The following is a 26,005-nucleotide window of genomic DNA, read 5'->3' on the forward strand; positions in this document are numbered from 1 at the left end:
CACTATAAAACTAAACAGCCTGAGAAGAAGGCACCGAATGTAAAGCAATGCGATTGCCTTCAGTATCCAGTATTACAGCCATGTAACCGTATTCAGGAGATATCTCCGTTTTATGAACCATGATCGAACCGCCTGCTGCTTCTACCTTATCCAGCACCAGCTGCACATCCGGGTTGGCATTCAGGTATATCAGTGGACCGTCGGTAGCTGACGGCGTATGAAAGCCCTCGCTATCGCAAAGAGCGCCGCCCACACCCATCGGGTCTTCTATCGGGAACATGCGCATCCTAAGATTGGGAAAGTCGGCCGATATCATCTTGATGCCGAAGATAGTTTCATAGAATTTCTGAGCGCGGTCAAGGTCAGTGGCCGGTATCTCAAACCAGCTTATGGCATTTTTGAATTGCATAGACATAATTGATAGCCCAAATATAGAAATTACAAGCTTGGACCATCGGCTAAACAATCTTAAAAATGGTGAAATATACCAGGCTACTTAGCTGCGTCCTGTGGTTTATGCTTCTGCTGCAACTCTATGGCGAGATACTTCGCGATCGACCGGGCCTGCGATTCATTATCCGCCTTAACGATGGCAAAACTGAGTTGCCCGTTACTATGCTCATAATAGGGTTCATTGCCAGAGATCTTTTCCCCGGTTTCACTACAGGAAACGATCCTGTTTTTCGCGTACACAATATGGTAAAATTTCATTGTATGGCCGTTTTATCGCCTCACACTAAAAAAATCGTGCACAGAATCGTTATATAATTTTTCACCAACTATTAATTATTGACCAGCTATGAAGAACAACGCTTATAAATATGTGCAGTAGCTGAACAGGATTCCACAATCTTCTTCCACACGTTATAAACACTGGGATTAAGCCTCTGCTTTATCAGGAAACCGAACATTAAATTTGCTGTATGATTTACCACATAGTAGTTGGAGACCTGGCAGCGGCTCCCTTGAATGAAGCTGTAATGTCAGAGCCTTCGCTGCAGGGCGAAGTGATCGTGATGAAGGATATTCTGCATGTTGGCCCTATCCAAAAAGCAGAGGGACAAAGCTTTAGCGAACTGCGTACCGAATTCTGGCAGCAAGTGATACCGCAAGACAAGGAGCTGAAAGTGGACGATATGGAGCGCCTGCTGGAGATCTCAAATGCCTTGTACAAAGACGAAACTGCACAGGCCTGGTTTTGGATGGCTCCAGCCCCTGCCGATGTGGTGGCTTATCATTGGATGCTCCCCTACCTGAGCAAGCACATGGGCAGGTTCTTCCTGTTGAACATAGCCAACCTTCCGTTCCTTAACGAAGCAGGCAAAGTATTCTATCCTAAGAGTATCAGCGAGATACTACCTAAAGAACTGGTTAAAGCTCGCAGGCTGGCCCGCCCTGTCACCCACGCCGAAGTAGAAGTAGACGGTGACGAATGGCGCAAACTGGTAGAGGAAAATGCAGGTATCCGTACGCACGGTGGTGGCAAAAAACTGGCATCCCAACCGGAGACACATTACGATAACCAGCTGATGAGCTTCTGCTCACACCAATTCCAGAAGGCCTCGCGCATTGTTACCCAGGCATTGAGCAAGTTTGGCCTGCCTACTGGCGATGTGCATCTTGGATGGCGTTTGCGCAAGATGGCTGAGGAAGGCAAACTGTTGCTGCAAGGCAATGTGATGAAGGAACTGAAGGACTTCGAGGTAAAACTGCCAGGTGGCGACGCCGGGCAGGCCCCGGTAGCCGAAGAGAATGCCGCCGTATCATGATGATCGAGCCAATTCCCCTTGTGGGAAGCGACGAGCGTGGCTATACGGCTGAATATTTACATGATCGGTCGGGACAGCAGCTCATTCTCTTCCGTAAAGCGGGTAGCGTCAGCGGAAGACATTATCATAAAGGCATTTCGGCAGCAAAATCGCCGGAAATACTGGTTTTGCTACAGGGTAAGCTGCGCCTTAACTGGAAAGCCGTAGGTGCTGCCGAGATGCAAACCACGGTGGTCGAGGGGCCGGCAAAACTGCAGGTGCCGCCCCTGGTCTGGCACGAACTCATAGCCGAGACAGACTGTGTGCTGCTCGAAATGAACTCCATAGCGGAGCATGCCGCCGATACCTTCGAACTACCTAAGTTTTAGGGCTAAACGCCTGATTTAGCTTAACTTTGCGGGCATTATGACATTTGAACTGCCCCTTACTGAAGCCAGGGTAAAACCCCGCCAGGTGATAGCATTGCACCTGATGGCCGGCCTGGTCATGGCGGGATGTGGGGCTATACTCTCCTTATTGCAGTCACCCATACACACGCTGACTATCGGCTTGCTTGTGGCCGGTGTGCTGTTATTAGGCACTGCCCTTCTCCGCAATAAGTGGATCAGGCAACCAAAAGTCAATCGCCTTTTCCGCATCGGGGAGTTGATGGTGTTGTTGTGCCTGGCGAGCTACCTGGCGATGAGCAAGTTCCCCATCCCTGCTGCCATGTGCGGAATATTGGGCGCAGCTATATTGTTCGCTATCTTTTGGGAACAGCAAGCGGACTCAGCTCTAACTATTCATGTTGACGAACAAGGAGTAAGGCTACCACTGACTTCGCGCAAGCGCAACCTGCGTTGGCCGGAGATCGAACAGGTACTATTGCGATTTGGCACCTTGACCATCAATTTAAAAGACAATAGAATGTTCCAATGGACTGTAGGTTCTATTGGCTTCGATAAAGACCGTTTTGAACAATTTTGTAGTACACAAATAGAAGCAGGCAAGTTGCAAAGAGACCCTCATGATTGGTAGTCTCGCTTCTGTTTAATTTGAATTTAGACATGTTATCAAGTTCACCATACCTGCTGTATGCAGACGGCCAGGGCAATACTTTTGAGGACACCTCCCTGTATGCAATAGGAAGAACAGGCTGGGATGCGGTTCCTGTACCTGAAGAAGATTGGATAGAGTTGCCCGATGGTGGTTCGCTGTACCAGCTACCTGATCGCAGGGGCATAGGCATCGATGTAAAGACAGGTGAAATGCGCCTTTGCGAAAAAGGATGGGCAGTAGCTGCATTTATCCCACCTGCGCACACCGGCCTTTACCTGGCCGCATTTGAAGCTATACCAGATGCTCAAACGCTTCCTTTGTTCTGCTACACCGCAGTAGGTTGGCACGACGGGAAATTCTATGTGCCTGCAGTACGCATCGAACGTGATATACGCCAGGAATGCAAAGGCTACGATGACAACAAGATAGAGCTTGGTGTAGAACACATGCTTGAAGCTTACCCGCACAACAGGCTGGTGCAACACCTCGCTAATAACTGTGCACTCACCTACCATTGCCCGGCAGCAAGAAACTATTTCATGGGCCGTTGGGAATGTCCAATACCTTCTTCGCCGGCATGTAACGCTAACTGTATCGGTTGCATATCTTTCCAACCGCAAGAAGAAACCATCACTTCATCTCAAGATCGCTTGACGTTCAAACCAACTGCTGCGGAGATAGTAGAATTCACGGTTCCACACCTTGAAACTGCTCCTTACCCCATCGTAAGTTTCGGCCAGGGTTGTGAAGGTGAGCCATTGCTGATGTGGGAAACAATAAAAGAGTCTATCATCGAGATACGCAAGCATACGAAGAAAGGCAGCATTAACATTAACACCAATGGTAGCAAACCAGCGGCAGTCGAGCAGCTAATGCAAGCCGGCCTTGACAGCATTCGTGTAAGTCTCAACTCGGTAAGGCCCGAGATCTACACCAAATACTACCTGCCTAACAACTATAAGTTTGAAGACATTGTTGAAAGCATCCGCATCGTTCGCAACCATGGTGGCTGGGCTTCTATCAATTATTTCACATTCCCCGGCATGACCGACAGTGTTGATGAATATGAAGCCATGCGTGAACTGATAAAGTATACAGACCTGAGCATGATACAGTGGCGCAACTTCAACATCGACCCTGATTGGTACCTAGGTAAACTCGGCGTTACAGACACGGGCGAATATATCGGTATCAAGCAAATGATGGAACTGCTGCACGAGGAGTTCCCGAATGTAAAATTTGGCTATTACAATCCGCCTATGGAGCGCATGCGCAATTTCGAAACAGATTTTGCACATTAACGTAATTCTAGCATTAGTTTAGGTATTTTAGATAATATGAACATAGCAGATCGTCATATAAACAACCGCGCAGCAGCATGGACTGTGGGCGTGCACGTGGTACTATTGCTGCTGTTCATTTTTGTCAGATATAGTTCCCCCGCAGCGCAGGAACCTTTGCAGGAACTTGGCATGGAAGTGAACCTGGGAACAGACGAAGATGGCAGTGGTGACGATCAGCCAATGAATACAGCAGACCCCGCTGCAACAAGTGTTGCAACTACCTACAAGGCTGCCTCTGCTCCTAAGCCAGCAGCAAAGGAAATATTGCGTACAGAAGATCGCACAGCTCCCTCGATCGCCCACACGCAAAAAGTAAAAGCAAGGGAAGTGGCAACACAACAGGCCACTTCAAGAAATACCGAACGGAGCACCCGTCAGAATAACGATAATAATACGAACCAACGTCCGCGGTACGTCTATAATGGCGGCAACGGAACGGGCGGCAACGCCGGTCCGGCCAATATCCCCGGTCGTGGCGAAGGCAATGGGAATGGCCCCGGCGATAAAGGTATACCTGGTGGAACACCGGGTGCCAGCAATTATACAGGCACTCCTGGCAGCGGCAATGGCATAAGTCATACGCTCAGCCGTCGCTCCATTATCGCATTTCCTCCACCTGAAGCTGAATTCAGGGAAGGTGGCAAGGTGGTCATCCGCATAACAGTCAATCAAAACGGGGTTATTACAAATAAACAGGTAGTGTCCGCCAGCAACGGCGAATTACGCGCTATTGCGCTGAGAAAGCTGGAAAAAGTAAAATTCAATAAAAGCGAAGAAGCGCCTGAAGAACAGTTTGGCAATATTACCTTTGTGTTCAAAACCCGTTCTTAATACCCGGTATGAACACACAAGCTGCTTACAACGACACGATCGATTACTTATACGAAAGGCTGCCGCAATTTTCGAAACAAGGCGCTGCAGCTATTAAGAAAGATCTGGTAAACATAACCAGTCTTTGTGAAGCACTGGGAGAACCATATAAAAAGTTCAAATCAGTTCACATTGCCGGTACCAATGGTAAAGGAAGCACCAGCCATATGCTGGCTGCTATACTCCAGCAGTCGGGTTATCGTGTCGGCTTGTACACTTCACCACACCTGATCGACTTCAGGGAGCGTATACGCATTGACGGTCAACAGGTGTCAAAGGATTGGGTGGTTGATTTCGTAGAAAAGAACAAGAAACTCATTGAACAGGTAGAGCCTTCATTTTTTGAAGTAACTGTTGCGATGGCTTTCCAGGCCTTTGCCGAAAATGAAGTTGATTTTGCAATAATCGAAACTGGCCTTGGCGGCCGACTGGATAGCACCAATATCATTGAGCCGATTTTGTCGATCATAACGAATATCAGCTATGATCACATGGATGTGCTCGGCAATACGCTGGAACAGATAGCTATAGAAAAAGCCGGCATCATAAAGGCGAAGGTGCCAGTTATTATCGGCCAACAACATTCGGAAACCGAACGCGTATTCTTTGAGCAGTCTATACACAAACAAAGCACATTGTATTACGCTGATGCACAGTGGGACCTCGTACGTGTAAAACAAGACCAGCAGTATCAGTATTTCAAAGCGATACACCGGGCCAAAATGGAGATGTTTGATCTGAAAACGGATCTGAAAGGCAATTACCAGGTACCTAACATCAAAACAGCACTTGCTGCGATTGACATTCTTAAAACCAACCACGGCCTTAATATATCGAAAGAGAACATAATCCTGGCACTTGGAAAAGTAAAAAGACTAACCGGGCTGAAAGGAAGATGGGATATAGTACAACAACAACCGCTCATCATAGCCGATGTCGCTCATAACCCAGCAGGATTGAAGGAAGTACTGGCTCAATGGGACAATGTCAAAGCTAAAGACAAACACATTGTTCTCGGGTTTGTAAAAGATAAGGACGTAAGTGCCGCACTTTCCCTTTTCCCAACTGACAACACTTATTATTTCTGCCAGGCACAAATTCCAAGGGCGCTAAATATGAATGAGCTAAAACAGTTAGCAAGCGAGAAAGGTCTTGAAGGAAAAGTATACCCTACAGTTGATGAAGCTGTAAAAGCGGCAAGGAACGCTGCAGGCAACACAGGTGCGGTGCTGATAACTGGTAGTTTCTTTATAGTTGGAGAAGGTCTTGAATATTTAAGCGTCAATAACGGCCTATTATTTCCCACGACCCTGGAATAGCACCATCATAGTATAGAGCATGATCTTTACATCGAGCGCGAGTGAACAGTTCTCTATATATAGCAGGTCATACTTCATACGTTCCAGCATTTCATCCACGTTTTCAGCGTAACCGTACTGCACCATACCCCACGAGGTTAAACCAGGCTTTACCTTGTGCAGATACCTATAGTGAGGATGCGTCTGGCTGATGATATCGATAAAGTGTTTGCGCTCCGGCCGTGGCCCTACCAGTGACATATCCCCCTTCAGTATATTCACGAATTGAGGTAATTCATCCAGCCTCCACTTGCGCATAAATCGGCCCCATGGCGTAATACGTGGATCTGTCTTGCTCGAAAGCGATGGACCATGACGCTCCGCATCAAGATACATCGACCGGAACTTATAGATATAGAATTCCTTTCCAAACAACCCCATCCTTTTCTGTTTATAAATAATGGGCCCATGTGAAGAGAGCGCCACTTTTATGGCGGCAAACAAGAACACCGGCGATAGTATGATCAATGCAAAAAGTGAGATCAGAATATCCAGTGTACGCTTTACTACGCGTTGCCAGTCTGGCATCAGGTCGGGATGAATATGGATCAATACAGCATCGTACACGTTGCTTGTTTTTACTGACCCTGAGATGATATCATACATATCAGGCAACACCTTGATCACAACTGGGCGATAGCTAAGGCGGGTCAAGATATTCTCAAGCAAATGGTGCTCGGACGAGTCCACTGCTACAACCACTTCTTCTATTTCGTGGCTATCAATAATATTTTCCAATTCTGAGAGATGACCCAACTGCGGCAAATGTTTGCTCATGCCGTTGGCCGCCTCAAGATTTGAATAGATAAATCCTTTGAAAATATTGCCGAGCACTTTGGGGCTTTCGCTTACCTGCTTGTAGATGTTCACTGCCTTCGCATTGCCACCAATGATAAGTGTATTAAATCCTACTTTGCCTCTAATGAGATTCTTCTTCACCTCTCTAAAAATAGCCAGGCGCAAAAACAGCGTAAAGCTTGTGTGGATCAAAAGGTATCGGCCTGTCATCCTAATGAAGTAGGAATAATCAGTGGCATCGTTTGCAAATACAAAAAGAGAAATGAAGATAGTGCCCAGGATACATGAGATCAACGTCCTATTAACCTCATTGAGCCTGGACTTACGGTAAAGATCGAAATAGGTACCAGACAGCAAGTATAGAAAAAGCCATCCGCCGGGCAATACTACCAGCCCAAAAACGTAATCTCTAAACCGAAGCATTTTTAATGCTTCTAAAAAACCTGTCTGTTCCAGCAACTGGTGACGATAGGTCCAGAATATCATCCACGCGGCAGCTGCTGCTACGTAATCCAGTAGCACTAATTGCCGAATCGCACGTTTTTTCAGAGGGGTAAAACGCATGACTTATTTTAGAATGATACAACTTTAATATTGTCAAGCAGCACATAGCCTTCGGACAAGCCGCTGTCTAATGTTGTTTTTATCATCAGCCTATACGAGCCTGTCTGGTATTTTGCCGTGAATGCCGATAGGTCGAAATATATCTTGTTCCAGCTATCCTTAGCTTTTACTCCACCAATGTACTCAAACACGATATTACCAGACTGTGTTGTTTGCAGCCCCACTACAAATGATGTTGTTCCCTGGTAGTTGAGTTCCAGGTAAGACTTACCCTGCGTGATGGTAAAAGGATCATTTGTAATGATCTCAGAAGACGGGTGTTTTGAATCGAGCTGGACGTAGCCAGAGCCGCCCCCCTCGAACACCCTTTCGTCTGTTACCCTGGTAATACTGGTATCTTCAGCTTTGTCGCTATTCACCTCCACGAACCTGTTACCTATGCCGAGCTCAAAATCTTCTTTCCATTGAAATTTTGCCGACTCCAGGTAGTTGATCTTTGGTGTAATTGAGATAGTTTTTCCCTGGGCTACGGCTATGGACGTATCATAAGTTGAAAAGAACGGATACTGTGTCTCGAAACTGAGACCATTTAATGCAACACCGGGAATAATATTCACATCTCCCGGGCCATCCATGACTATGGGGACCGTCGCCGGCAATCGGAATGTTCCAATTGCCTGGTTGTTAAAATACACCCAGGCACTGGTCACTTTTTGTGACCCACTTCCCTCTCTCGCATAATCTTTTGTTACAAAACTGAATGAGTCTATACGTACATATGTAGGTATACTTTCTGACGGATTAATGACATTACATCCCGATCCAGATATCAGCAACACCAAAAAAAATATCGTTAAGGCACTTCTCATTGACAATAATTGATACACTCTTTCGTTATAACGCAATTTCTGATTAAACATTGTGTAATTCCCTGTGCTGACTCATCTTTTTTAGGATCTGGTGAGCAACATCCATGGCCTGGAAGCCATCATAAACAGAAACCCTTACCGGGCGGCCAGTCAAAATGCTTTGAGCAAACTCTGAAAGTTCCATTCTGATGGCATTCGTATCTTCTACTTCAGGCATCTGGACGGATATCAATTTCTGTTCCCCATTACCCATTTGGATGGGTATATCAAGCATTCCTCTTTTTGCTGTGTCATCCGTCAAACGTACAACTTCGGTTTTCTTCTCGAGAAAGTCAACACCTATATACGCATCGCGCTGGAACAGGCGCATCTTGCGCATCTTCTTGAGAGAAATGCGGCTGGATGTAAGATTGGCAACGCATCCGTTATCAAACTCGATACGGGCATTCGCAATATCGGTTGTTTCACTGATCACGGCTACACCGCTTGCCGAAATGCGCCGTACAGGCGATTTGACCAAATGCATCACGATGTCAATATCGTGTATCATCAGATCGAGTATCACTGACACATCGGTACCACGTGGATTGAATTGAGCAAGGCGATGGGCCTCAATGAACATAGGCTGCAACGGTTGCTCACCCAACGCAAGGTATGCAGGGTTGTAACGCTCCACGTGACCCACCTGGCATTTTACATTGGCTTCCTTTACCAGTTGCACCAATTCAGCAGCTTCGTCAATGGAATGTGCCAGCGGTTTCTCTATAAAGAGATGCTTACACTTGGTAAGGCATTGCTTTGCGATCTCGTAATGCGTGGTCGTGGTGGAAACAATATCCAGCGCGTCGCAGGCATCGATCAATTGCTCAACACTGTCATAACGCTTAACGTCATATTGAGAAATGGCAGATTGTGCCTGTGAATCATCGGGATCGTAAAAACCAACAAAGATCGCGTCAGGAACCTGCAGCCACTGCTGAATATGTATCTTACCCAGGTGCCCGGCCCCAAATACTCCGACTTTAATTCTACTGTCCTGCAATGTTTATATTGGAATTTTCTCTATTTATAAGAAATGAACCGTTGCAAGATAACAAGAAATAGGCACTAAATAATACCCTCGTCCGCCATGCTTAAATAAGAGGTTCCTGCGACAATAAGATGATCGAGCAATTTAATGTCCATCCATTCCGCTGCTTCCTTCAATTTTTTGGTCAATTCTTTGTCGGCCAGGCTGGGTTGCTGGTTTCCCGAAGGGTGGTTGTGCGCAATGATCAATTTATTAGCATTGTACAAAAGCGCGTTTTTCAGGATCATTCTTATATCCGCAACCGTACCAGTCAAACCGCCACTGCTGATCATTTCGTGCCGCAATACCCGGCTCGACTGGTTCAGATACAGTACGCAGAACATTTCGTGGTTCAGGTCTCGCAGCAAGGGAATCACAATTTCAGCCGCATCTGCGCTTTGGGTGATAGTTGGCCGCTGCAGGCCTTCGGTTATTTGCCGGCGACGTCCTAACTCCAATGCTGCAGCAATTGTAATAGCCCTGGCCTCGCCAATACCTTTTGTCTTCTGCAGTTCGACAACACCAAGACGGCCGAGTTCGTGCAGATTGTTATGGGCGTGTCCTAACACTTCCCTGGCAAGGTCAAGTGCCGACTTTTCTTTTGTCCCGCTCGAGATCAAAATAGCCAGCAGTTCGGCGTCCGAGAGTGACACCGCACCTTTTTGCAACATCTTTTCGCGGGGTCTTTCGTCTTCCGCCCAATTTTTAATACTGTTGGACAAAACCATCTGGATAGGTATTATACAATAAATATATGTCGTATGCGTGTTACCATCAAATTTGTTGTCGACTGCTTTCTGCCGTCCATTGTCGTTCTTCGAGATTCAAGCCGGTAATAATATTGGGCGCGAATTTGTTACAGTTTGTTGTCGATTTGAAAGAACCATACTGCTCCTTTACTACAATTGAGAAAGCACTCCAAAGTCACAACAGACCTCACAAATTTCACATAACAAATATACAAATAAAATAACATTTCACCAAGTCAACTTTAAAAGACAGTCAGTAATAGTAGATACATTAATATTATACTTATCTTGGGCTACGACACTTAGAAAATTGATTATATAAGAAGTTACCCGTAATTTTATGAGGTAGTTAATTATTTAAAAGTCAATAGGATAAGGGCTGTGCACCGTTTAGGCGCAACGAGCGTATTCCGCCACCATTTGAAACATTTAGGCACTTGTACACTTGATGGATAAGTTATTATTAAAGCAGATCGACGAATTTTATTCAAACAGCAATATAGCTTCCGAAGTATCGCAGTTGCTTAGAGAGATCGGTGAATCGTATGACAGTGGCGGTACAAAACCTTCTACCAACAATGCCCCTATCCTTCAGCTGGCAACATTGCTAAAAGACGAAATTCTTAGGCGAAAGGCAGCCGAAGAAGAAAAAGACCGCCTGCAACAACACCTTCGGTCTTCACAACACATTACTCACATCGGCAGCTGGGAAGTTGACCTGGTAACAAACAAAGCCGACTGGACAAACGAATTTGCGGAGATATTAGAATACGAGCCAGGAGCTGTTGAACCGGGCTTCGAGGCTTTTTACGCACGTGTTGACGCATCGGAACGTGAGGCCATTGAGCGATCACTCGCACATACGATAAAAACCGGCTCCATCCACGCTATGGAGCACTCACTGATCCTACCCGAAGACAGGCAAAAGCCTGTATACTGTCGGGCTGAGGTAGTTTACGATCCGGCAACAGGCGTACCGTTGAAATTAGTCGGGACGCTGCAAGACATATCGGAAAGAAAAAAAGCACAGGCAAGGTTACAGAGAGCCCATGATGAACTAAAAACGCTGTTCAATAATACACAAGAAGTATTTTATTCCGTTGATATGCAGGAGTACAAACTTTTGCACATCTCTGCTAGCTGCAGAATTGTATATGGCTACTCGGAGCACGAATTTGCGCAAAATCCAAACCTTTGGCTTGAGGTAATTTTACCTGAAGATAAGACCAGGATATTCGCTAACAACGAAGCCATGTACTCTGGGCGCTTCTTCAGTCATGACTATCGTATTAGACACAAAGATGGTAGTATACGGTGGCTCGAGTCGAGGCTTAATCCTACTCTTAATGCAAAAGGAGAATTGATACGATTGGACGGCACAACGGCAGATATCACAAAGCGCAAAGAAGCTGAATTAGCGCTGAAAGATAGCGAGACAAAATTCAGGTACCTGATAGATAATTGCTCAGACGCTATTCTTATACGCAATGAGCATAAGGAGATCGTGTACTGCAGTGATTCTGTTTATGGTGTTATTGGGTATAATGCCGAAGAAGTCATCGGCAAACAGACACTTAATGACATTTACCCAGACGATCTGCAAATGGTGCTTAGCCATTGGGACAAAGTGTTGGAAAGTCCCGGTATTCCCATCACCATAACATACAGGCGCATACATAAAGACGGTCGCCTCATTTGGTGCGAAGGAACATCAACAAACATGCTTCATCAACCTGAGATCAGAGGTGTGGTGGTGAACTTCCGGGATATTACTGAAATGAAGGAAGCTGAACTTGCATTAATATCCAGCGAAAGCAAGTTCAGACACATGATAAGCTATGGCGCTGATACGATAATGATCATGGATAAAGACCACAAGGCGGTTTTTTTAAGTGATTCATTTGAAAAAACCACAGGCTTTACAGCGGCTGAAATACTCGGGAAAGCCACAGGCGATGCAATGCACCCTGACGACCGAGAACGCATGGCTGAGCATTGGAAAATACTGGAAAGCAATCCCGGGAAACCGCTCCAGGTCACTTACCGAAGACTGAAAAAAGACGGTAGTTATATTTGGTGTGAAGGTACCGGCATCAATTTGCTGCATACGCCCGAAGTATCTGGCTTTCTTCTCAACTTCAGAGATATTACCGAGCGTAAAAGGGCCGAAGCAGCACTGCAAAGCAGTGAGGATAAATTTCGTTCGCTTATTGAGCACAGCTCTGACGCGCTGATGATTCTTGACAAGGAAGGAAGAACTGTATATGCAAGCGACTCTGTATACAGGGTAATGGGATACGCGCCCAATGAGATAATTGGTGCAAAGGCGACAGATTTTGTCTACGATGCCGACAGGTATATCGTAGCAGCAGCCAACCGAAAAGTCTGGAGTAATCCGGGGCAACCCTCTACCATTGCATACCGACGTGTAAAAAAAGACGGCACTGTGATCTGGTGTGAAGGTACTGCGACCAACCTCTTGCACGAACCAGCAGTAGCTGGCGTTGTCGTCAACTTCCGTGACATAACCGACAGGAAAAATATTGAGATAGCATTACGAAACAGCGAATATAAATATCGCTCCCTTTTTGAAAATAGCGTTGATGCAGTTATCGTAATAGACGAAAGCTGGGATATCACTTACGCGAGTGAATCACTGAATAATATATTGGGATATAGCCCTGCCGAAGTTTCGGGAATAACGCCCGACAAATTTGTGCATCCCGAGGATCTGGCTGAAGTGCTTGCGCAAAGGAAGCTGGCGATGGTCAATCACAGCAAACAACTTTCGCTCACCGAACGGCCAGCGCACCGCAGGGTACGAAAAGACGGCACTGTTATATGGTGTGAAGGTACTATTACCAATCTACTGGCCGATCCTGCGGTAAGTGGTTTGGTGATCAACTTCAGAGATATAACGGATAGAAAAAACTCTGAGGATGCGTTAAAGCGCTCGAACGAGGAGCTACAGAAATCGAATGCAGAACTGGACAGGTTTGTATACAGCGTATCGCACGACCTGCGGGCACCACTCACGTCTATGCTTGGCCTTACATTCATCGCACAAAATGAGACTACAGACGCCAACATGCTCGACTACCTCGACATGCTGCAAAGTAGCATCGCCAAGCTTGATGGATTTATCCACGATATCCTTGACCATTCCCGCAACGCACGTCTTGAGGTTAAGCACGAACTAATAAACTTTAGCGAGTTGCTTGCAGATATTACTGCTAATCTCAGATTCATGAACCCAGATACTCCAGTAGCGATTCGTACCGTCATAGATGAAAACGAGGCGTACTACAGCGATAAAAGCAGGATGGGTATTATCTTAAATAACCTTGTGTCGAATGCGATCAGATATTACAATCCTGAAATGAAATGTCCTGAGGTCCAGATAGACATCAAAAACGAGAATGGCAAGATCCGGTTATCTGTGAGGGACAATGGCATAGGCATTGGTACAGACCAACAGGAAAAAGTGTTCGACATGTTCTACAGGGTATCCCACAAATCTACCGGATCGGGACTGGGCCTGTACATAGTAAAAGAAGCTGTCGATAAACTAGGCGGCGAAGTAGCGCTGGAATCTGAACTGGGCGTGGGCACACATTTTACTGTGTTGATACCCAATGTAAAATCGTCATAGCCAATTGCCGCAATAAGTAAAAAAATGAATTGACTTTATTAAAAACTCTTTATAAATTTATGCTGTACCGGCAGTAGAGAAACCGGTAAGCAAGGGATCTAAAAATCATTACACCATTTTACAAGTATTTTAAGAGAGAGTTTTATGCAGTTTCAAGTTGCCCACACAAAACCCATAAATGGAATGAGTGCCGGTAAGAGCAGCCTTTCCAAACGCATTAAATCGCTTTATGACGACATCGTCAACAACCTTTTCACACTACGCGAGGTAGAGGTGACGATGGTGGAAAAAGGCAGCCACATCATTTATACATACAAGAAGAACGCTGTACCGCGCAAAGCCTGATCAGATTTCCCTATCGGTACATAACCTAAGTTTGGACTACACCAATTAACTTCGTGCCTGCTAAAACTATGAGCATAGTGCATCGGAGCTTCACGTACCTGCCATATTCCGATACGGGGTATTTTTCACAGCTGGTTACCGATTATATTTCGGGCAGCGGGCATGCAACCTCATTTGTAAAATACTCCCCCGATGCAACGGGTTTACAGCAGGCTATAAACGATCGAGGAAAATATACAATCGACCGCATCGCGCTGGTGAATACCCTGGCGAAACAATATGAGACAATTGACACGCCTGAAGCAGTTCGGAAAAACATTGAGCTATTAAGGAATGAAACGACCTTCACGGTTTGTACAGCGCATCAACCCAATCTGCTTACCGGCTATCTCTATTTCATTTATAAGATAGTTCATGCGATCAGGCTTGCTGCAGAATTAAAAAAGCTCCATCCCCAAAACGATTTTGTCCCGGTATACTATATGGGTAGTGAAGACAATGACCTTGACGAATTGGGTGTCTTCAATTATCAAAACAAAAAATGGCGCTGGGATGCAGATGGCCAAACAGGTGCCGTGGGCAGGATGTCGACGTCTAGTCTGAAGCCTTTACTCAGCGACCTGTTTAAAGTAATGGGACCTCCGGGTCAGCATTTCGATGACCTGAAAGAACTTCTGACAAAGTCGTACTTAGAACATAAAACAATTGGCGATGCAACCAGGTTCCTGGTAAATGAACTTTTCGGACGTTATGGTTTGATAGTACTAGACCCCGACGACGTGGCCTTCAAAAAGCCAATAGTGGACATTGTGAAAGATGACCTGCAGTATCACAGCGCCTTTGCACTGGTAACAACGCAAGTAGAGAAACTGGAACAACACTACAGAGCGCAGGCTCACCCAAGACCTATCAACCTGTTTTATATGAAGGATAACATTCGTGAGCGTGTAGAAAAACAGGGCGATGAATGGGTAGTGATCAACAGCGACATTTCCTGGAATAAAGAGCAACTGCTGGAAGAAGTAGACCAACATCCAGAACGCTTTAGTCCAAATGTGATACTGCGCGGCTTGCTGCAGGAACGCATACTGCCGAATGTGGCCTTTATTGGTGGAGGTGCTGAAGTAGCATACTGGCTACAACTCAAATCGGTATTTGAACAGTACAATGTATTCTATCCGGTTATTCTGTTACGACAATCTGCGCAATGGATACACTCCAAGCAGGCTGAGCTGCGTGAAAAAGCTGGACTAACAGTGACTGATGTCTTTAAGGATGAAGCAAGGCTAGTGCGCGAATATTTGTTGCATCATGGCAATGATCAATGGCAGACAGGCGCCGAGATGAATGCAATCGACAGCATCATGACTCAACTAAAACAGAAGGCGATGTCGCTTGATGTAACATTGAGAAGTTCTACCGAAGCTGCATTAGCGAAGATCAAACACCAGATGGATGTACTTGAGAAAAAAATGCTGCGCGCCGAAAAAAGGAAGATGCATATAGAGCTTGCACGCATAACACGTCTAAAGGAAAGTTTGTTTCCTGGTAATAGCCTGCAGGAGCGAAAAGAAAATTTTACCGAGTATTTTTTACAATATGGGCATTCGTTTATTGATGTATTGTACGATGCTTTTCAACCACTTAGAAACGAATTTTTAATAGTAGAAGAAAAATAGTTCGCAACACTTTCAAAAGGCATAGTTTTTGCGACTTTTGTTCACAATCAAACACACGTTTATGATCAGCAAAAAGTTACGTTTAGCATTTATCGGATTATTGTTTCCCGCGTTCTCGTTCGCACAGGCTTTGAATGCAGTTACCGCTGCATCGCCAGTCGATATTGACCTGGGTGTAAAGCTTGGAGCTAACTTTTCAAAACTGCAAGGCAGCATATTTGATGATACATACCGTACCGGTTTTCTCGGTGGCGCTTTTGGTGGTGTAAAGTTTGGCAAGTATGGCGTTTCTGCTGAACTACTGTATAGCCGTACCCGTTTTACTTACAACCCATCTTCGTTGCCTTCATCGTTCTTCAAAAACGCCAGCGATACCGCTAAAGAGAACAGTTTTGCAGTTAGCAACCTCAGCATACCAATATTGTTCAACATTAAACTGGTAGGTCCGCTTTGGTTCCAGGTAGGTCCTCAATACACCAACCTTATAAGCATTGGCGACGAGAATGGTTTGCTGAAAGATGTTAATGATGTTTTCAAGAATGGTGACATTTCAGGTGTAGCCGGACTGCAGGCAAATATTTCAAAGATCAACATTGGCGCACGTTATATCATGGGCTTCTCAAACATGAACGGCTCTGGCGCTTCCGGAGTGACCGACAGCTGGAAAAACAGGACCATACAATTGCATGTTGGGTATGCATTCCTGTAACGAATGTTCTTTATTGACCCAGAATAAAAGAGAAAGCCTGCTAAGCAGGCTTTCTCTTTTTAAAGATTATTGACCGGGGTTTGTGCGACGCAACACCTATAAACAGTAATAGGTTGAATGCGAAAGCACCAACCTATCTATGACTGTGAAAATCAGTTTAACTAGCGAATAAAGGACGAAGCCTGCAATTTATTCGGGCAACCGTATTTTTTGCTTCCGCTACAAGAAGCTACAAACATTGCCATCACAACAACAGCCACTACAGGAACCAGACGACGAAAACGAGAAATTGCTTGCATAATTGGTACTTGACTTATGTAAATGTAAAAAAAGCTTGTGTTACTTTGTGCTAAGTTAATAAATTTTTGATGAAGAGGGTACATTTTATAGCGATCGGTGGTGCGGTGATGCACCAGCTGGCACTGGCGTTAAAAAGACAAGGAAATATCGTGACCGGCAGCGATGACGAGATCAACGACCCTGCCAAGAGTAACCTCGGGGCGGCAGGCTTGTTACCTGAAAAAGCAGGATGGTTTCCTGAGAAAATCACCAGCGAAATCGACGCAATAGTGCTGGGAATGCATGCCAAGGCCGACAATCCGGAGCTTTTGGCTGCACAATCGCTGAATGTACCAATATATTCTTTTCCTCAATACGTTTACGAAGTAAGCAAAAACAAGAAGCGCGTTGTTGTTGCAGGTAGTCATGGGAAGACCACCATTACCTCAATGATCATGCACATACTAAAGACTCAAAACATAGATTTTGACTACCTGGTGGGTGCCAAGGTCCAGGGATTTAACGAATCTGTAAGACTTAGCGATGCACCGATTATCATCCTGGAAGGGGATGAATACCCCGCCTCGGTAATAGAAAAAAGGCCGAAGATATTTTTTTACCATCCGCACATTTCAGTACTTAGCGGCATTGCCTGGGACCACATAAACGTGTTCCCTACCTACGACAACTATCGAAGCCAGTTTGAGCAATACCTGGTGGGCATAGATGCCAACAGCCCGGTTTTTTACAACAATAAAGACGAGGAAGTGCGCAATGTAATGGCAAGATCGGGTGGTCACCTGAATGGCATTCCCTACTCCATGCCCAAATATCATTACGAATTGGATCAAGCTGTGCTAGATACAGCCAAAGGCCCAGTGCCGGTATCTGTATTTGGTAGCCACAACCTGCTAAATATGCAGGCTGCCATTTCAGTTTGCATGGAACTTGGCATAAGTGAAGAGGATTGCTATAAAGCGATCGCTTCGTTCGCGGGTGCCGCGCGTCGCCTGGAGAAGATATTCGAAAACAAAGATGTTGTTGCATTTCGAGATTTCGCCCATGCACCGTCAAAACTAAAAGCTACTTTGGACGCCGTTCGCGAAGCATGGAAGGACCGAACCCTGATAGCCTGCTTTGAGCTTCACACCTACAGCAGCTTGAGCGAGCCTTTTCTGAGCCATTATACGCATAGCATGGACTCGGCCGACAAAGCCATGGTCTACTTCAGCCATCATGCGTTGTCGCTAAAAGGCTTGCCGGAACTGGATAAACAAACCGTACACAAATATTTTGGCCGTGAGGACCTGATCGTGGCGGACGAGAAGCAGGAATTGGAACAAACAGTGAAAGACCTGCTGAAAGATGCGAGGAAACCTATTTGTCTTTTACTAATGAGCTCGGGAACTTTCGACGGAATTGACTGGAATAGCGTAAGTTCGCAGTAAAATAGTGTGTGAATGGCCCAACTTTTACTCAAGCGCCCCATCATCTTTTTCGACCTTGAAACTACCGGAACTGATGCAGCCAAAGATCGCATCGTTGAATTGGCATTAGTAAAACTACTGACTGACGGTACCAGGGATAAGTATGTAAAACGGATCAATCCCGGCATGCCAATCCCGGCATCTTCTACGGCCATCCACGGAATATCTGATGAAGATGTAAAAGACTGCCCCCACTTCAAGCAAATAGCCAAAGACCTATTTGAATGGATGAAAGGTTGTGACCTTGGTGGCTACGCATCCAGTAAATTCGACATCCCCCTCCTGGCCGAAGAATTTTTGCGCGCCGGTGTAAACGTAGATTTTACCGACCGCCACATGATCGACGTGCAGCAGATATTCTTCAAGATGGAAAGCCGCACGCTTAGCGCAGCATACAACTTCTATTGCGATAAAACGCTGGAAAATGCGCACAGCGCCGAAGCTGACATCATGGCAACTATCGAGGTTCTGGAGGCCCAGCTTGATCGTTACAACGATCTTAGTCACGAAGTAAAGGCACTACACGAGTTCACAGGTGGCGAGCAATTCGTAGACTATGCACGTCGCATCGTAATGAAGGATGGCCATCCAGTTTTCAATTTTGGCAAGCACAAAGGCCGCAAAGTTGAGGATATCTTCACCGAAGAACCCCAATACTATGATTGGATGATGCAGGCTGACTTCGCCCTTCATACCAAACAAAAAATATCAGAAATTCTCAACCGTATGAAATTGCAGAAATCAGGGTTAAAGACAAACATTTAACGTTGCTTTTTGCATAATTCATTATTTTGGTGCTTTTTAATTTCGTGCCCTCTTGGACAAACTTGTAATCATACCCACCTACAACGAAAAGGAGAATATTAGTAAGATCATTCTGAAAGTATTGTCGCTGGCAGGCAATTACCATGTCCTGATAGTGGATGATGGGTCACCTGACGGCACGGCCGATATTGTAAAAGACCTGCAGAAAAAGCATCCGGAGCAAATACATTTATTGCAACGTAGCGGCAAGCTGGGTTTGGGCACCGCTTATATTACTGGCTTCAAATGGGCACTTTCAAAAGACTACCAGTATATTTTTGAGATGGATGCCGACTTTTCGCACAACCCCGACGATTTGCTGCGCCTGCACCAGGCTTGCGTTGCCGGAGCAGATGTTGCGATCGGTTCAAGGTATATACATGGTGGTAAAGTGGTAAACTGGCCATGGGATCGCATATTTATCTCAAAAGGTGGTGCTATGTACACCCGCCTTATCACATGGATGCCAGTATCTGATCCAACAGCGGGTTTTGTATGCTACAGGCGCGAAGTATTGCAAAGAATACCACTTGACAAGGTAGAGTTCATAGGCTATGCGTTCCAGATCGAAATGAAATACCGCGCCTGGAAACTTGGCTTCAAACTAAAAGAAGTCCCCATCACATTCATAGACCGCACAGAAGGCCAGTCTAAAATGACAAAAGGTATTGTGCAGGAAGCCATGTACGGCGTTTGGAAAATGCGCAAGTTCACAAATTAGCTGGTGGCCACGCTTGCTACCGCCATGCTGCAATAGGCTGGCTGTTTGACTTAAGCCATTGCGCGGTAAACGGCCCCTCTGAAAAAAGCAGATCAAGTATGCTCAGATTGGGATAGAAGCCATTCTTCTCTGAAAACATCTGGTAATATGCACTCTCGGGCAAAGCTTGTTTCTCTTTGCCGGGCTTGAAATTTTTCCGAAGGTCTATCGCATCTTTATACTCCCGAACATACTCGCTCGATACAGAACTTTCAACGACTATCGACAATTGAGCTTTAATCCAATCGATCGATGCCTGATTAAAGTCTATGAGCTTTTCAAAGGGTTGCTCGAACAACGTAAAAAGCGACGGCTCGTAGTGCTCAAAATAGGGTGCGCGTTTATATACCGACATCAGTGTACGCCAGTGTTGTACTTGCCAGCGATCTTTATTACAAATAAGCACATCTTTCATAGCCCGACGCTGCCCCCTACCCTCTGTCAATGGTACACTGAGCGTTATTAGTCCATTGGCGCCAGTTATATTATACTTATTGCGATAGCTCATTTTTTCAAAGTGCTCACCAATGTCGAAAAGAACCTGGGTAGCGTTTTGGATCGACGACCACCAATAAATGTTAGGAAAAGGTAAAACCGGGCTGACAATAACTGACATACAACGGCAAATAAAGCTAATTAAACTAATTTGCGGAAAATATCCTGAATGACACGCTGGCTGGGACTTTGTATTGCTTTGTTTCTATCTTTTTCTGCATCCGCGATCGAAGCTGTGGTTAATCACACCATTTTTTATGTGTATGAACCCGGCAAAAAGATGACCCCCTATTTAGAACTGTCTATACAAATCAATCCGGCTTCCGTTCATTTTATCCAAACCAAAGACAGTTTTTGGCAGTCGCGGATAAAAACCGAAGTAGTATTAAGCGGATCAGACGGAACTTCGAAAGTTGACAATTTTCTGTTACAAACCGTTCCGGATGATAATTTTGAAGCTGCCTCATCGAGAAGCATCATTGATGTGCGGCGCTACAAAATCCCGGCAGGAATGATTGTACTGGATGTGCACCTATCAGAACCAATAATTGCTGGTAACACATTTGCATTCACCGACAGTTTTTCTGTTGAAGCAGCTCCAGAAACACCATTCTATAGCGGCTTGCAACTTCTGGATACTGCCTACGCCAGTTCATCAGAATCTGCTTTTCAAAAAAACGGACGACAGCAAATACCCTTAAGCAGCAACTTTTTGAACGACGACAGACGCCTGCTTCATTTCTACACCGAGCTCTACCACACAAACAAGGCCACTGATAGCCTGCTGATTCAAAAGGCTTTCATATCCCGCCGTGCCGGTGATGCCCCCGTGTTAAAGCTGCAACACATCGACACGCTACATGCGTCGCCTGTGTTACCATTCATTGGGCAGTTTAATATTAGCTCGCTTCCTTCAGGCAATTATTATTTAAATACGGTACTGGAGAATAGCACAGGTCATGTATTAACATCGAGATCGCTGTTCTTTCAAAGAAGCAATAAGGCACCAGCTGTAGCTGCAGCCGATACCTTGCCTGATACCGGAATGCAGCGCGTCAATATTCTTGACTTAAGCACCACCTTCATTGGCAAATACAGTTTTGCCCAGGTAAAAGCTATATTGAAGATGATGCTGCCTATTGCATCTCCAACAGAAATCCGCACTATCAATAACTTTTTGAATAAGCCGGAGGACACTTACATGCGCTATTTTATCTATAACTTCTGGAAAGCGCGTAATGAAAAAGATCCGAAGAAACCGTGGGAAGAGTATACTAAATTAGTGAAGGAAGTAAACAAACTGTTTGGCTTCGGATCGCGCCCCGGATACGAAACAGATCGAGGTATCTTATACCTGAAATACGGAAGGCCCACTGAACGCGAAATTGTGGCCAATGAGAATGGTTCGTTACCCTACGAGATATGGCAATACAACTCGCTTGCAAGGCAAGGCAGCGGTGGCGTATTGCTGTTCTACAACCCGCAAAACATGATCAATGATTTCAGGCTGCTGCATTCTACTATTAACCAGGAAGGCAGCAACCCGGGGTGGCGCTCTCAGCTATACGAAAGAGGTAGCAACCCAAACGCCCGGGCAGAACTATATTTCAGAAACAGGTAACTTGCAGACTGATGGAGCTGCATTTTTATAAATACCAGGGTACAGGCAATGATTTCATCCTGCTAGACAACCGCGACAAACGGATTCACCTAACTACCCAACAGATCGCATTTTTATGCGACAGACGCTTTGGTATAGGCGCAGACGGGCTGATGTTGCTGGAACTTGCCGACGGCTATGATTTCAGAATGGTTTACTATAACTCCGATGGCAGTGAGAGTACAATGTGCGGCAACGGCGGCCGCTGCATCACTGCTTTCGCACGTAAGCTTGGTGTGATCGGCGACAAGGCAACCTTCATTGCTATTGATGGTCCACATGAAGCAAACTTTAGTACCGGCGACATAGTTAATCTGCAGATGCAGAATGTAACCGAGATAGAAGAATTTGCAGACCATAGCATACTGAATACCGGCTCGCCGCATTACGTACTCTGGACTGATGACGTAGCCAACGCTCCGGTATTTGAACAGGGAAGAAATATCCGTAACCAGTTTCCACCGAAAGGCATCAACGTCAACTTTGTTCAAAAGACTGAGGACGCACTGACGGTACGCACTTATGAACGAGGCGTGGAAGACGAAACCTACAGTTGTGGAACAGGAGTAACAGCTGCGGCAATAGCTGCCAGTGGTCATAAGACGGGAGACTTTCAAACTGCGATCAACACACCAGGCGGCAGTCTCAAGGTGTCTTTCACCAAAAGATCGGCTACTACAGCAGAAAACGTGGTGTTATCCGGGCCTGCAGCGTTTGTGTTTGAAGGGGGAATAGCAATCTAGCGGACGGCGGCATGCTACATAAAAAGAAAAATTATTTGACTAAAATTGAATAACGCTGCTGCTATATGGCATAGCAATTGCCCCGGTTGTCTTAAATTTACACTTATGAATATCAGGACTTTATTAGCATTGATCTTAGTTGTTGGCGCGTCTGCATGCTCAAGCCAAAAAGTTGTATCATCTACTACCGACCAGTCAGCTGTAGGCAGCAATACCCCGGCGGCTACTTCTACTCAAAGCGCGACGTCAACCAACGCTACCAGCACAACCCAGGAAGACAAAAGAATGCGTGAAGTAGACGCTGTGGCGATCCCTAATCCTTTACGCTCTAAGTAATTTACTACTTACCGGTAACGCTAACATAATTGTCGATGGGAAGACGCTTGGCAATTGATCTTGCGAGCGTCATCTCATCGGCATATTCTAATTCGCCGCCAAAGGCAATACCCCGTGCGATGGTTGTAATTTGCACAGGAGTTCCGGAAAGCTGTTTAGCTATATAGTAAACAGTTGTATCACCTTCTATGGTAGGACTGAGTGCCATAATTAATTCCTGCACATCATTTTCCCTGACCCGCAGTTGCAATGTTGCAATATTCAGCCGCTCCGGCCCAATGCCATCAAGCGGAGACAGTATGCCACCTAACAAGTGATAGGTTCCGTTATACTGCTGCGTACTTTCGATCGCTATTACATCGCGAATACTTTCTACCACACATATCTGTTTCTTATTTCTTGCCGGATTGGCGCAGATGTCGCACAGTTCTTTATCTGAAACATTATGGCAAGTCTTGCAAAAAACCACTTCGTGGCGCATACGTGAGATGGCACTTGTAAATGAATCGACGCTGTGCGTCTCAGACTTGAGTAATTGTAAAACCATACGCAAGGCAGTTTTTTTGCCTATGCCCGGCAACTTCGAAAATTCATTCACCGCCTCTTCGATCAACTTCGACGAAAATACCATTGTGTAAAAATACAAAAAAGATAGCCTGCACCATATATACAAATGAAAATGAGGCGGTTGTCCGCCTCATTTTCGTCAAATCCACGTTGAGAAATACTATTTAACACAGATCTTTTCAACCACAGTTTTTGTGTCAGTGGCAAGCCTTACAGAGTACATACCTGGGGTAATGTCGCCCATGTGAAGCGCTATGTTTTGAGTACCGCTAAGGTTTGTGCCAATATTTTTGCTGTAAACTACTTTACCTGTAACATCTACAACGGTAACAATCGCTTTGCTGGTGCGCACTCCAAAGTTGTACATGATATTGATATCACGCGAAGCCGAAGGATTTGGATAGACCAACAGACCATTACCGTCCAGATCAACCTCAATGTTATTAATGCCGCTCGCCCAGCCATCCACTATTACATTATTGCATATTGTATCGTTTGCACGATTAGCTTCAACGGCAGGATTAAGAGATCCGGCTGCTGATACTATCCAGATACTGTCGCACAAACTAACCTGAAGTGCATCTGAAACACCGTTAAAGGCATCGCCCGGTGCTATGGCCATTGGATAGCCCTGAAGTGTTATGATCCCGCTTTGCGCACCTCCTGCTACACCGCCAGGCAGATAAAAACCAGGACCTGCCCCTGTATGTAGTATGCCACCACCGATAAAAGACCTAAATTTAATAGTATCGCTTTGCATTACTGAATCTGCTGCATTTGCGGCATTGTTGATAAAAATGTAGCCGAAATTGATCTTGTACTGTTCGTCCCCGTCAAACAAGATATGCGTACCATTGGTAACCTCATTTGCCGCTGTAAACGTACCGGTTCCCAATTTGTAGAAATGCCTGATGCTCATGTCAACATTTCTTTGTGCAGAAACATTTAACGCTGCTGCAATAACGATCAACATTAAGTAAATACTCTTCATAGATTTAATTTTTAGAAGTTAATAAAAGAGTTTGAGCGATAAAATTAGAAGTAAAACCCCCTTAAACGAACAGATGTACCAACAAATGTCAATAGTATGACCAAGCACGGGAAACATCCCTTATAGTAGGATGTGTAATATTCTTGATTGCGTGTAGATTACGAAATTTACGTACTGAACAGCTTAACGAAAAAAATAAACGGCAGCTAAGGGCACAAAAAAACGGGTAGGAAGACCTACCCGTTTTCATTGCTTCAAGCAAAATATTAGTTGCTACGAACAAAGAATTTGTCAGTAACGATTTGGTCGTTTGTTTGCAAGCGCAGGAAGTACATACCTGGGTTCAGGTTATGCAGGTCCAGAGCGTGTTCTTGCATACCAGACAGGTTTTTGCCCAGATCTTTAGCATAAACAACTTTACCAGCTACGTCAACCACTTGTACAGATGCATCGGTGTTTGCGAATACATATTTAATGGTCATTTTACCGTTAGCAGGATTAGGGTACATCAGCAGACCATTGCCACCGATAACTTCGTTTACGTTAGCCAGCCAGTAAGTGATCTTAACGTTGTTACAAGTTTTGTTGTTAGTCAAAACTGGATCTACAGCGTTGTTAGGCGCAGGAAGACCTGATACGATGAATACGCTATCGCACCACTGTTGTGCAACGTTGTTTTGTGATGTAGTAATTGCAGATCCTGGATCCAGATCAACTGGGTTTGGATTCGGCACCATACCTACAGTATCGTGTTGTGTCATACCCATAGGGAAGCCATTTTGACCCCAAGAGATCTTGTAGGTAGTCCAGCCAGTACGCACTTTAACTGTATCAGATACAGCGATAGTATCGTTTGCAGTTGCACCGTGGTTGATGATGCTCCAAGACAGATACATCTTAGCTACGCCGTCGCCATCGATCAGCATTTCGTCGTTATCCGCGATAACGTGAACGGTAGTAGAAGTTTTACCCCAAGAGTGAACCAGGCTCAGGTTAGGCTGTTTTTGAGCAGACGCATTTGTCGCAACACCAGCAGCCAGCAACATTAATAAGTAAATACGCTTCATGTGT

At 45.3% G+C, this 26,005-nt stretch carries 26 protein-coding genes; 16 read left to right on the forward strand and 10 right to left on the reverse strand.

Annotation, left to right across the window (positions count from 1 at the left end; genetic code table 11):
* Positions 1-10: 10 nt before the first annotated feature.
* Complete coding sequence (locus tag P2W83_RS02910) at positions 11-409, reverse strand: VOC family protein (protein ID WP_276132189.1); 399 nt, start codon at positions 407-409, stop codon at positions 11-13.
* 83 nt (positions 410-492) lie between these two features.
* Positions 493-711: a hypothetical protein gene (locus P2W83_RS02915; RefSeq protein WP_276132190.1), complete on the reverse strand. Its 219-nt coding sequence runs from the start codon at positions 709-711 to the stop codon at positions 493-495.
* A gap of 212 nt (positions 712-923) precedes the next feature.
* Between P2W83_RS02915 and P2W83_RS02920 the strand changes: the two genes are divergently transcribed.
* Genes P2W83_RS02920 through P2W83_RS02945 form a run of 6 tightly spaced genes read left to right on the forward strand, consistent with a single transcriptional unit; the run spans position 924 to position 6,339 of the window.
* Entirely contained in the window at positions 924-1,769 is an 846-nt protein-coding gene (locus tag P2W83_RS02920) for a DUF3658 domain-containing protein (protein ID WP_276132191.1), read from the forward strand.
* Positions 1,770-1,789: 20 nt separating this feature from the next.
* Positions 1,790-2,137 carry a cupin domain-containing protein gene (locus tag P2W83_RS02925; protein ID WP_276132192.1) on the forward strand — a complete coding sequence of 116 codons (348 nt, stop codon included), beginning with the start codon at positions 1,790-1,792 and terminating at the stop codon, positions 2,135-2,137.
* Positions 2,138-2,174: 37 nt separating this feature from the next.
* Entirely contained in the window at positions 2,175-2,786 is a 612-nt protein-coding gene (locus tag P2W83_RS02930) for a hypothetical protein (RefSeq protein ID WP_276132193.1), read from the forward strand.
* Positions 2,787-2,815: 29 nt separating this feature from the next.
* Complete coding sequence (locus tag P2W83_RS02935; RefSeq protein ID WP_276132194.1) at positions 2,816-4,108, forward strand: radical SAM family protein; 1,293 nt, start codon at positions 2,816-2,818, stop codon at positions 4,106-4,108.
* 36 nt (positions 4,109-4,144) lie between these two features.
* The gene (locus tag P2W83_RS02940) at positions 4,145-4,981 is read left to right on the forward strand and encodes an energy transducer TonB family protein (protein ID WP_276132195.1); all 837 of its coding nucleotides are present in this window, start codon (positions 4,145-4,147) and stop codon (positions 4,979-4,981) included.
* Positions 4,982-4,989: 8 nt separating this feature from the next.
* A complete protein-coding gene (locus tag P2W83_RS02945; RefSeq protein ID WP_276132196.1) occupies positions 4,990-6,339 on the forward strand; it encodes a bifunctional folylpolyglutamate synthase/dihydrofolate synthase in 1,350 nt (449 codons plus the stop codon).
* Here P2W83_RS02945 and P2W83_RS02950 read toward each other — a convergent pair.
* From P2W83_RS02950 to radC, 4 genes are all read right to left on the reverse strand, one after another.
* Positions 6,316-7,740, reverse strand: coding sequence for a sugar transferase (locus P2W83_RS02950; RefSeq protein ID WP_276132197.1), 1,425 nt, complete (start codon positions 7,738-7,740; stop codon positions 6,316-6,318). The genes P2W83_RS02945 and P2W83_RS02950 overlap by 24 nt on opposite strands.
* Positions 7,741-7,748: 8 nt before the next feature.
* Positions 7,749-8,609, reverse strand: coding sequence for a hypothetical protein (locus tag P2W83_RS02955; protein WP_276132198.1), 861 nt, complete (start codon positions 8,607-8,609; stop codon positions 7,749-7,751).
* Between the two features lie 43 nt (positions 8,610-8,652).
* Entirely contained in the window at positions 8,653-9,651 is a 999-nt protein-coding gene (locus P2W83_RS02960; protein WP_276132199.1) for a Gfo/Idh/MocA family protein, read from the reverse strand.
* Between the two features lie 65 nt (positions 9,652-9,716).
* Positions 9,717-10,406, reverse strand: a complete 690-nt coding sequence (gene radC / locus P2W83_RS02965) for a RadC family protein (protein WP_276132200.1) — start codon at positions 10,404-10,406, stop codon at positions 9,717-9,719.
* A 469-nt stretch (positions 10,407-10,875) separates the two neighbouring features.
* On the opposite strand from radC, the gene P2W83_RS02970 reads away from it, so the two are divergent.
* The 7 genes from P2W83_RS02970 to P2W83_RS03000 all read left to right on the forward strand — a co-directional run bounded on the left by P2W83_RS02970 (position 10,876) and on the right by P2W83_RS03000 (position 20,103).
* Positions 10,876-14,079: a PAS domain-containing protein gene (locus tag P2W83_RS02970; RefSeq protein WP_276132201.1), complete on the forward strand. Its 3,204-nt coding sequence runs from the start codon at positions 10,876-10,878 to the stop codon at positions 14,077-14,079.
* A 183-nt stretch (positions 14,080-14,262) separates the two neighbouring features.
* Complete coding sequence (locus P2W83_RS02975) at positions 14,263-14,424, forward strand: hypothetical protein (protein WP_276132202.1); 162 nt, start codon at positions 14,263-14,265, stop codon at positions 14,422-14,424.
* Positions 14,425-14,492: 68 nt separating this feature from the next.
* Positions 14,493-16,103 carry a bacillithiol biosynthesis cysteine-adding enzyme BshC gene (bshC, locus tag P2W83_RS02980; protein ID WP_276132203.1) on the forward strand — a complete coding sequence of 537 codons (1,611 nt, stop codon included), beginning with the start codon at positions 14,493-14,495 and terminating at the stop codon, positions 16,101-16,103.
* A gap of 61 nt (positions 16,104-16,164) precedes the next feature.
* Entirely contained in the window at positions 16,165-16,812 is a 648-nt protein-coding gene (locus P2W83_RS02985; RefSeq protein WP_276132204.1) for an outer membrane beta-barrel protein, read from the forward strand.
* A 368-nt stretch (positions 16,813-17,180) separates the two neighbouring features.
* Positions 17,181-18,539, forward strand: a complete 1,359-nt coding sequence (locus P2W83_RS02990; protein ID WP_276132205.1) for a UDP-N-acetylmuramate--L-alanine ligase — start codon at positions 17,181-17,183, stop codon at positions 18,537-18,539.
* Positions 18,540-18,551: 12 nt separating this feature from the next.
* Positions 18,552-19,343, forward strand: a complete 792-nt coding sequence (locus P2W83_RS02995) for a 3'-5' exonuclease (RefSeq protein WP_276132206.1) — start codon at positions 18,552-18,554, stop codon at positions 19,341-19,343.
* Between the two features lie 52 nt (positions 19,344-19,395).
* Positions 19,396-20,103 (forward strand): polyprenol monophosphomannose synthase, encoded by a 708-nt coding sequence (locus P2W83_RS03000; RefSeq protein ID WP_276132207.1) that lies wholly within the window; start codon positions 19,396-19,398, stop codon positions 20,101-20,103.
* 16 nt (positions 20,104-20,119) lie between these two features.
* Here P2W83_RS03000 and P2W83_RS03005 read toward each other — a convergent pair whose 3' ends face one another.
* Positions 20,120-20,758, reverse strand: coding sequence for a WbqC family protein (locus P2W83_RS03005; protein ID WP_276132208.1), 639 nt, complete (start codon positions 20,756-20,758; stop codon positions 20,120-20,122).
* A 48-nt stretch (positions 20,759-20,806) separates the two neighbouring features.
* Between P2W83_RS03005 and P2W83_RS03010 the strand changes: the two genes are divergently transcribed.
* From P2W83_RS03010 to P2W83_RS03020, 3 genes are all read left to right on the forward strand, one after another.
* Positions 20,807-22,258, forward strand: a complete 1,452-nt coding sequence (locus P2W83_RS03010; protein WP_276132209.1) for a GWxTD domain-containing protein — start codon at positions 20,807-20,809, stop codon at positions 22,256-22,258.
* 11 nt (positions 22,259-22,269) lie between these two features.
* Positions 22,270-23,040 (forward strand): diaminopimelate epimerase, encoded by a 771-nt coding sequence (gene dapF / locus P2W83_RS03015; protein WP_276132210.1) that lies wholly within the window; start codon positions 22,270-22,272, stop codon positions 23,038-23,040.
* A gap of 105 nt (positions 23,041-23,145) precedes the next feature.
* Complete coding sequence (locus P2W83_RS03020) at positions 23,146-23,376, forward strand: hypothetical protein (protein ID WP_276132211.1); 231 nt, start codon at positions 23,146-23,148, stop codon at positions 23,374-23,376.
* A 4-nt stretch (positions 23,377-23,380) separates the two neighbouring features.
* On the opposite strand, the gene recR is transcribed toward P2W83_RS03020, so the two are convergent.
* The 3 genes from recR to P2W83_RS03035 form a co-directional block, all read right to left on the reverse strand.
* On the reverse strand, positions 23,381-24,007 hold the full coding sequence (gene recR / locus P2W83_RS03025; RefSeq protein ID WP_276132212.1) for a recombination mediator RecR: 627 nt from the start codon (positions 24,005-24,007) through the stop codon (positions 23,381-23,383).
* 96 nt (positions 24,008-24,103) lie between these two features.
* Positions 24,104-24,934, reverse strand: coding sequence for a T9SS type A sorting domain-containing protein (locus tag P2W83_RS03030; RefSeq protein ID WP_276132213.1), 831 nt, complete (start codon positions 24,932-24,934; stop codon positions 24,104-24,106).
* Positions 24,935-25,200: 266 nt separating this feature from the next.
* A complete protein-coding gene (locus tag P2W83_RS03035; RefSeq protein ID WP_276132214.1) occupies positions 25,201-26,001 on the reverse strand; it encodes a T9SS type A sorting domain-containing protein in 801 nt (266 codons plus the stop codon).
* Positions 26,002-26,005 lie beyond the last annotated feature (4 nt).

It is taken from the genome of Polluticoccus soli (genome assembly GCF_029269745.1).
Classification (GTDB): Bacteria; Bacteroidota; Bacteroidia; order Chitinophagales; family Chitinophagaceae; genus Polluticoccus; species Polluticoccus soli.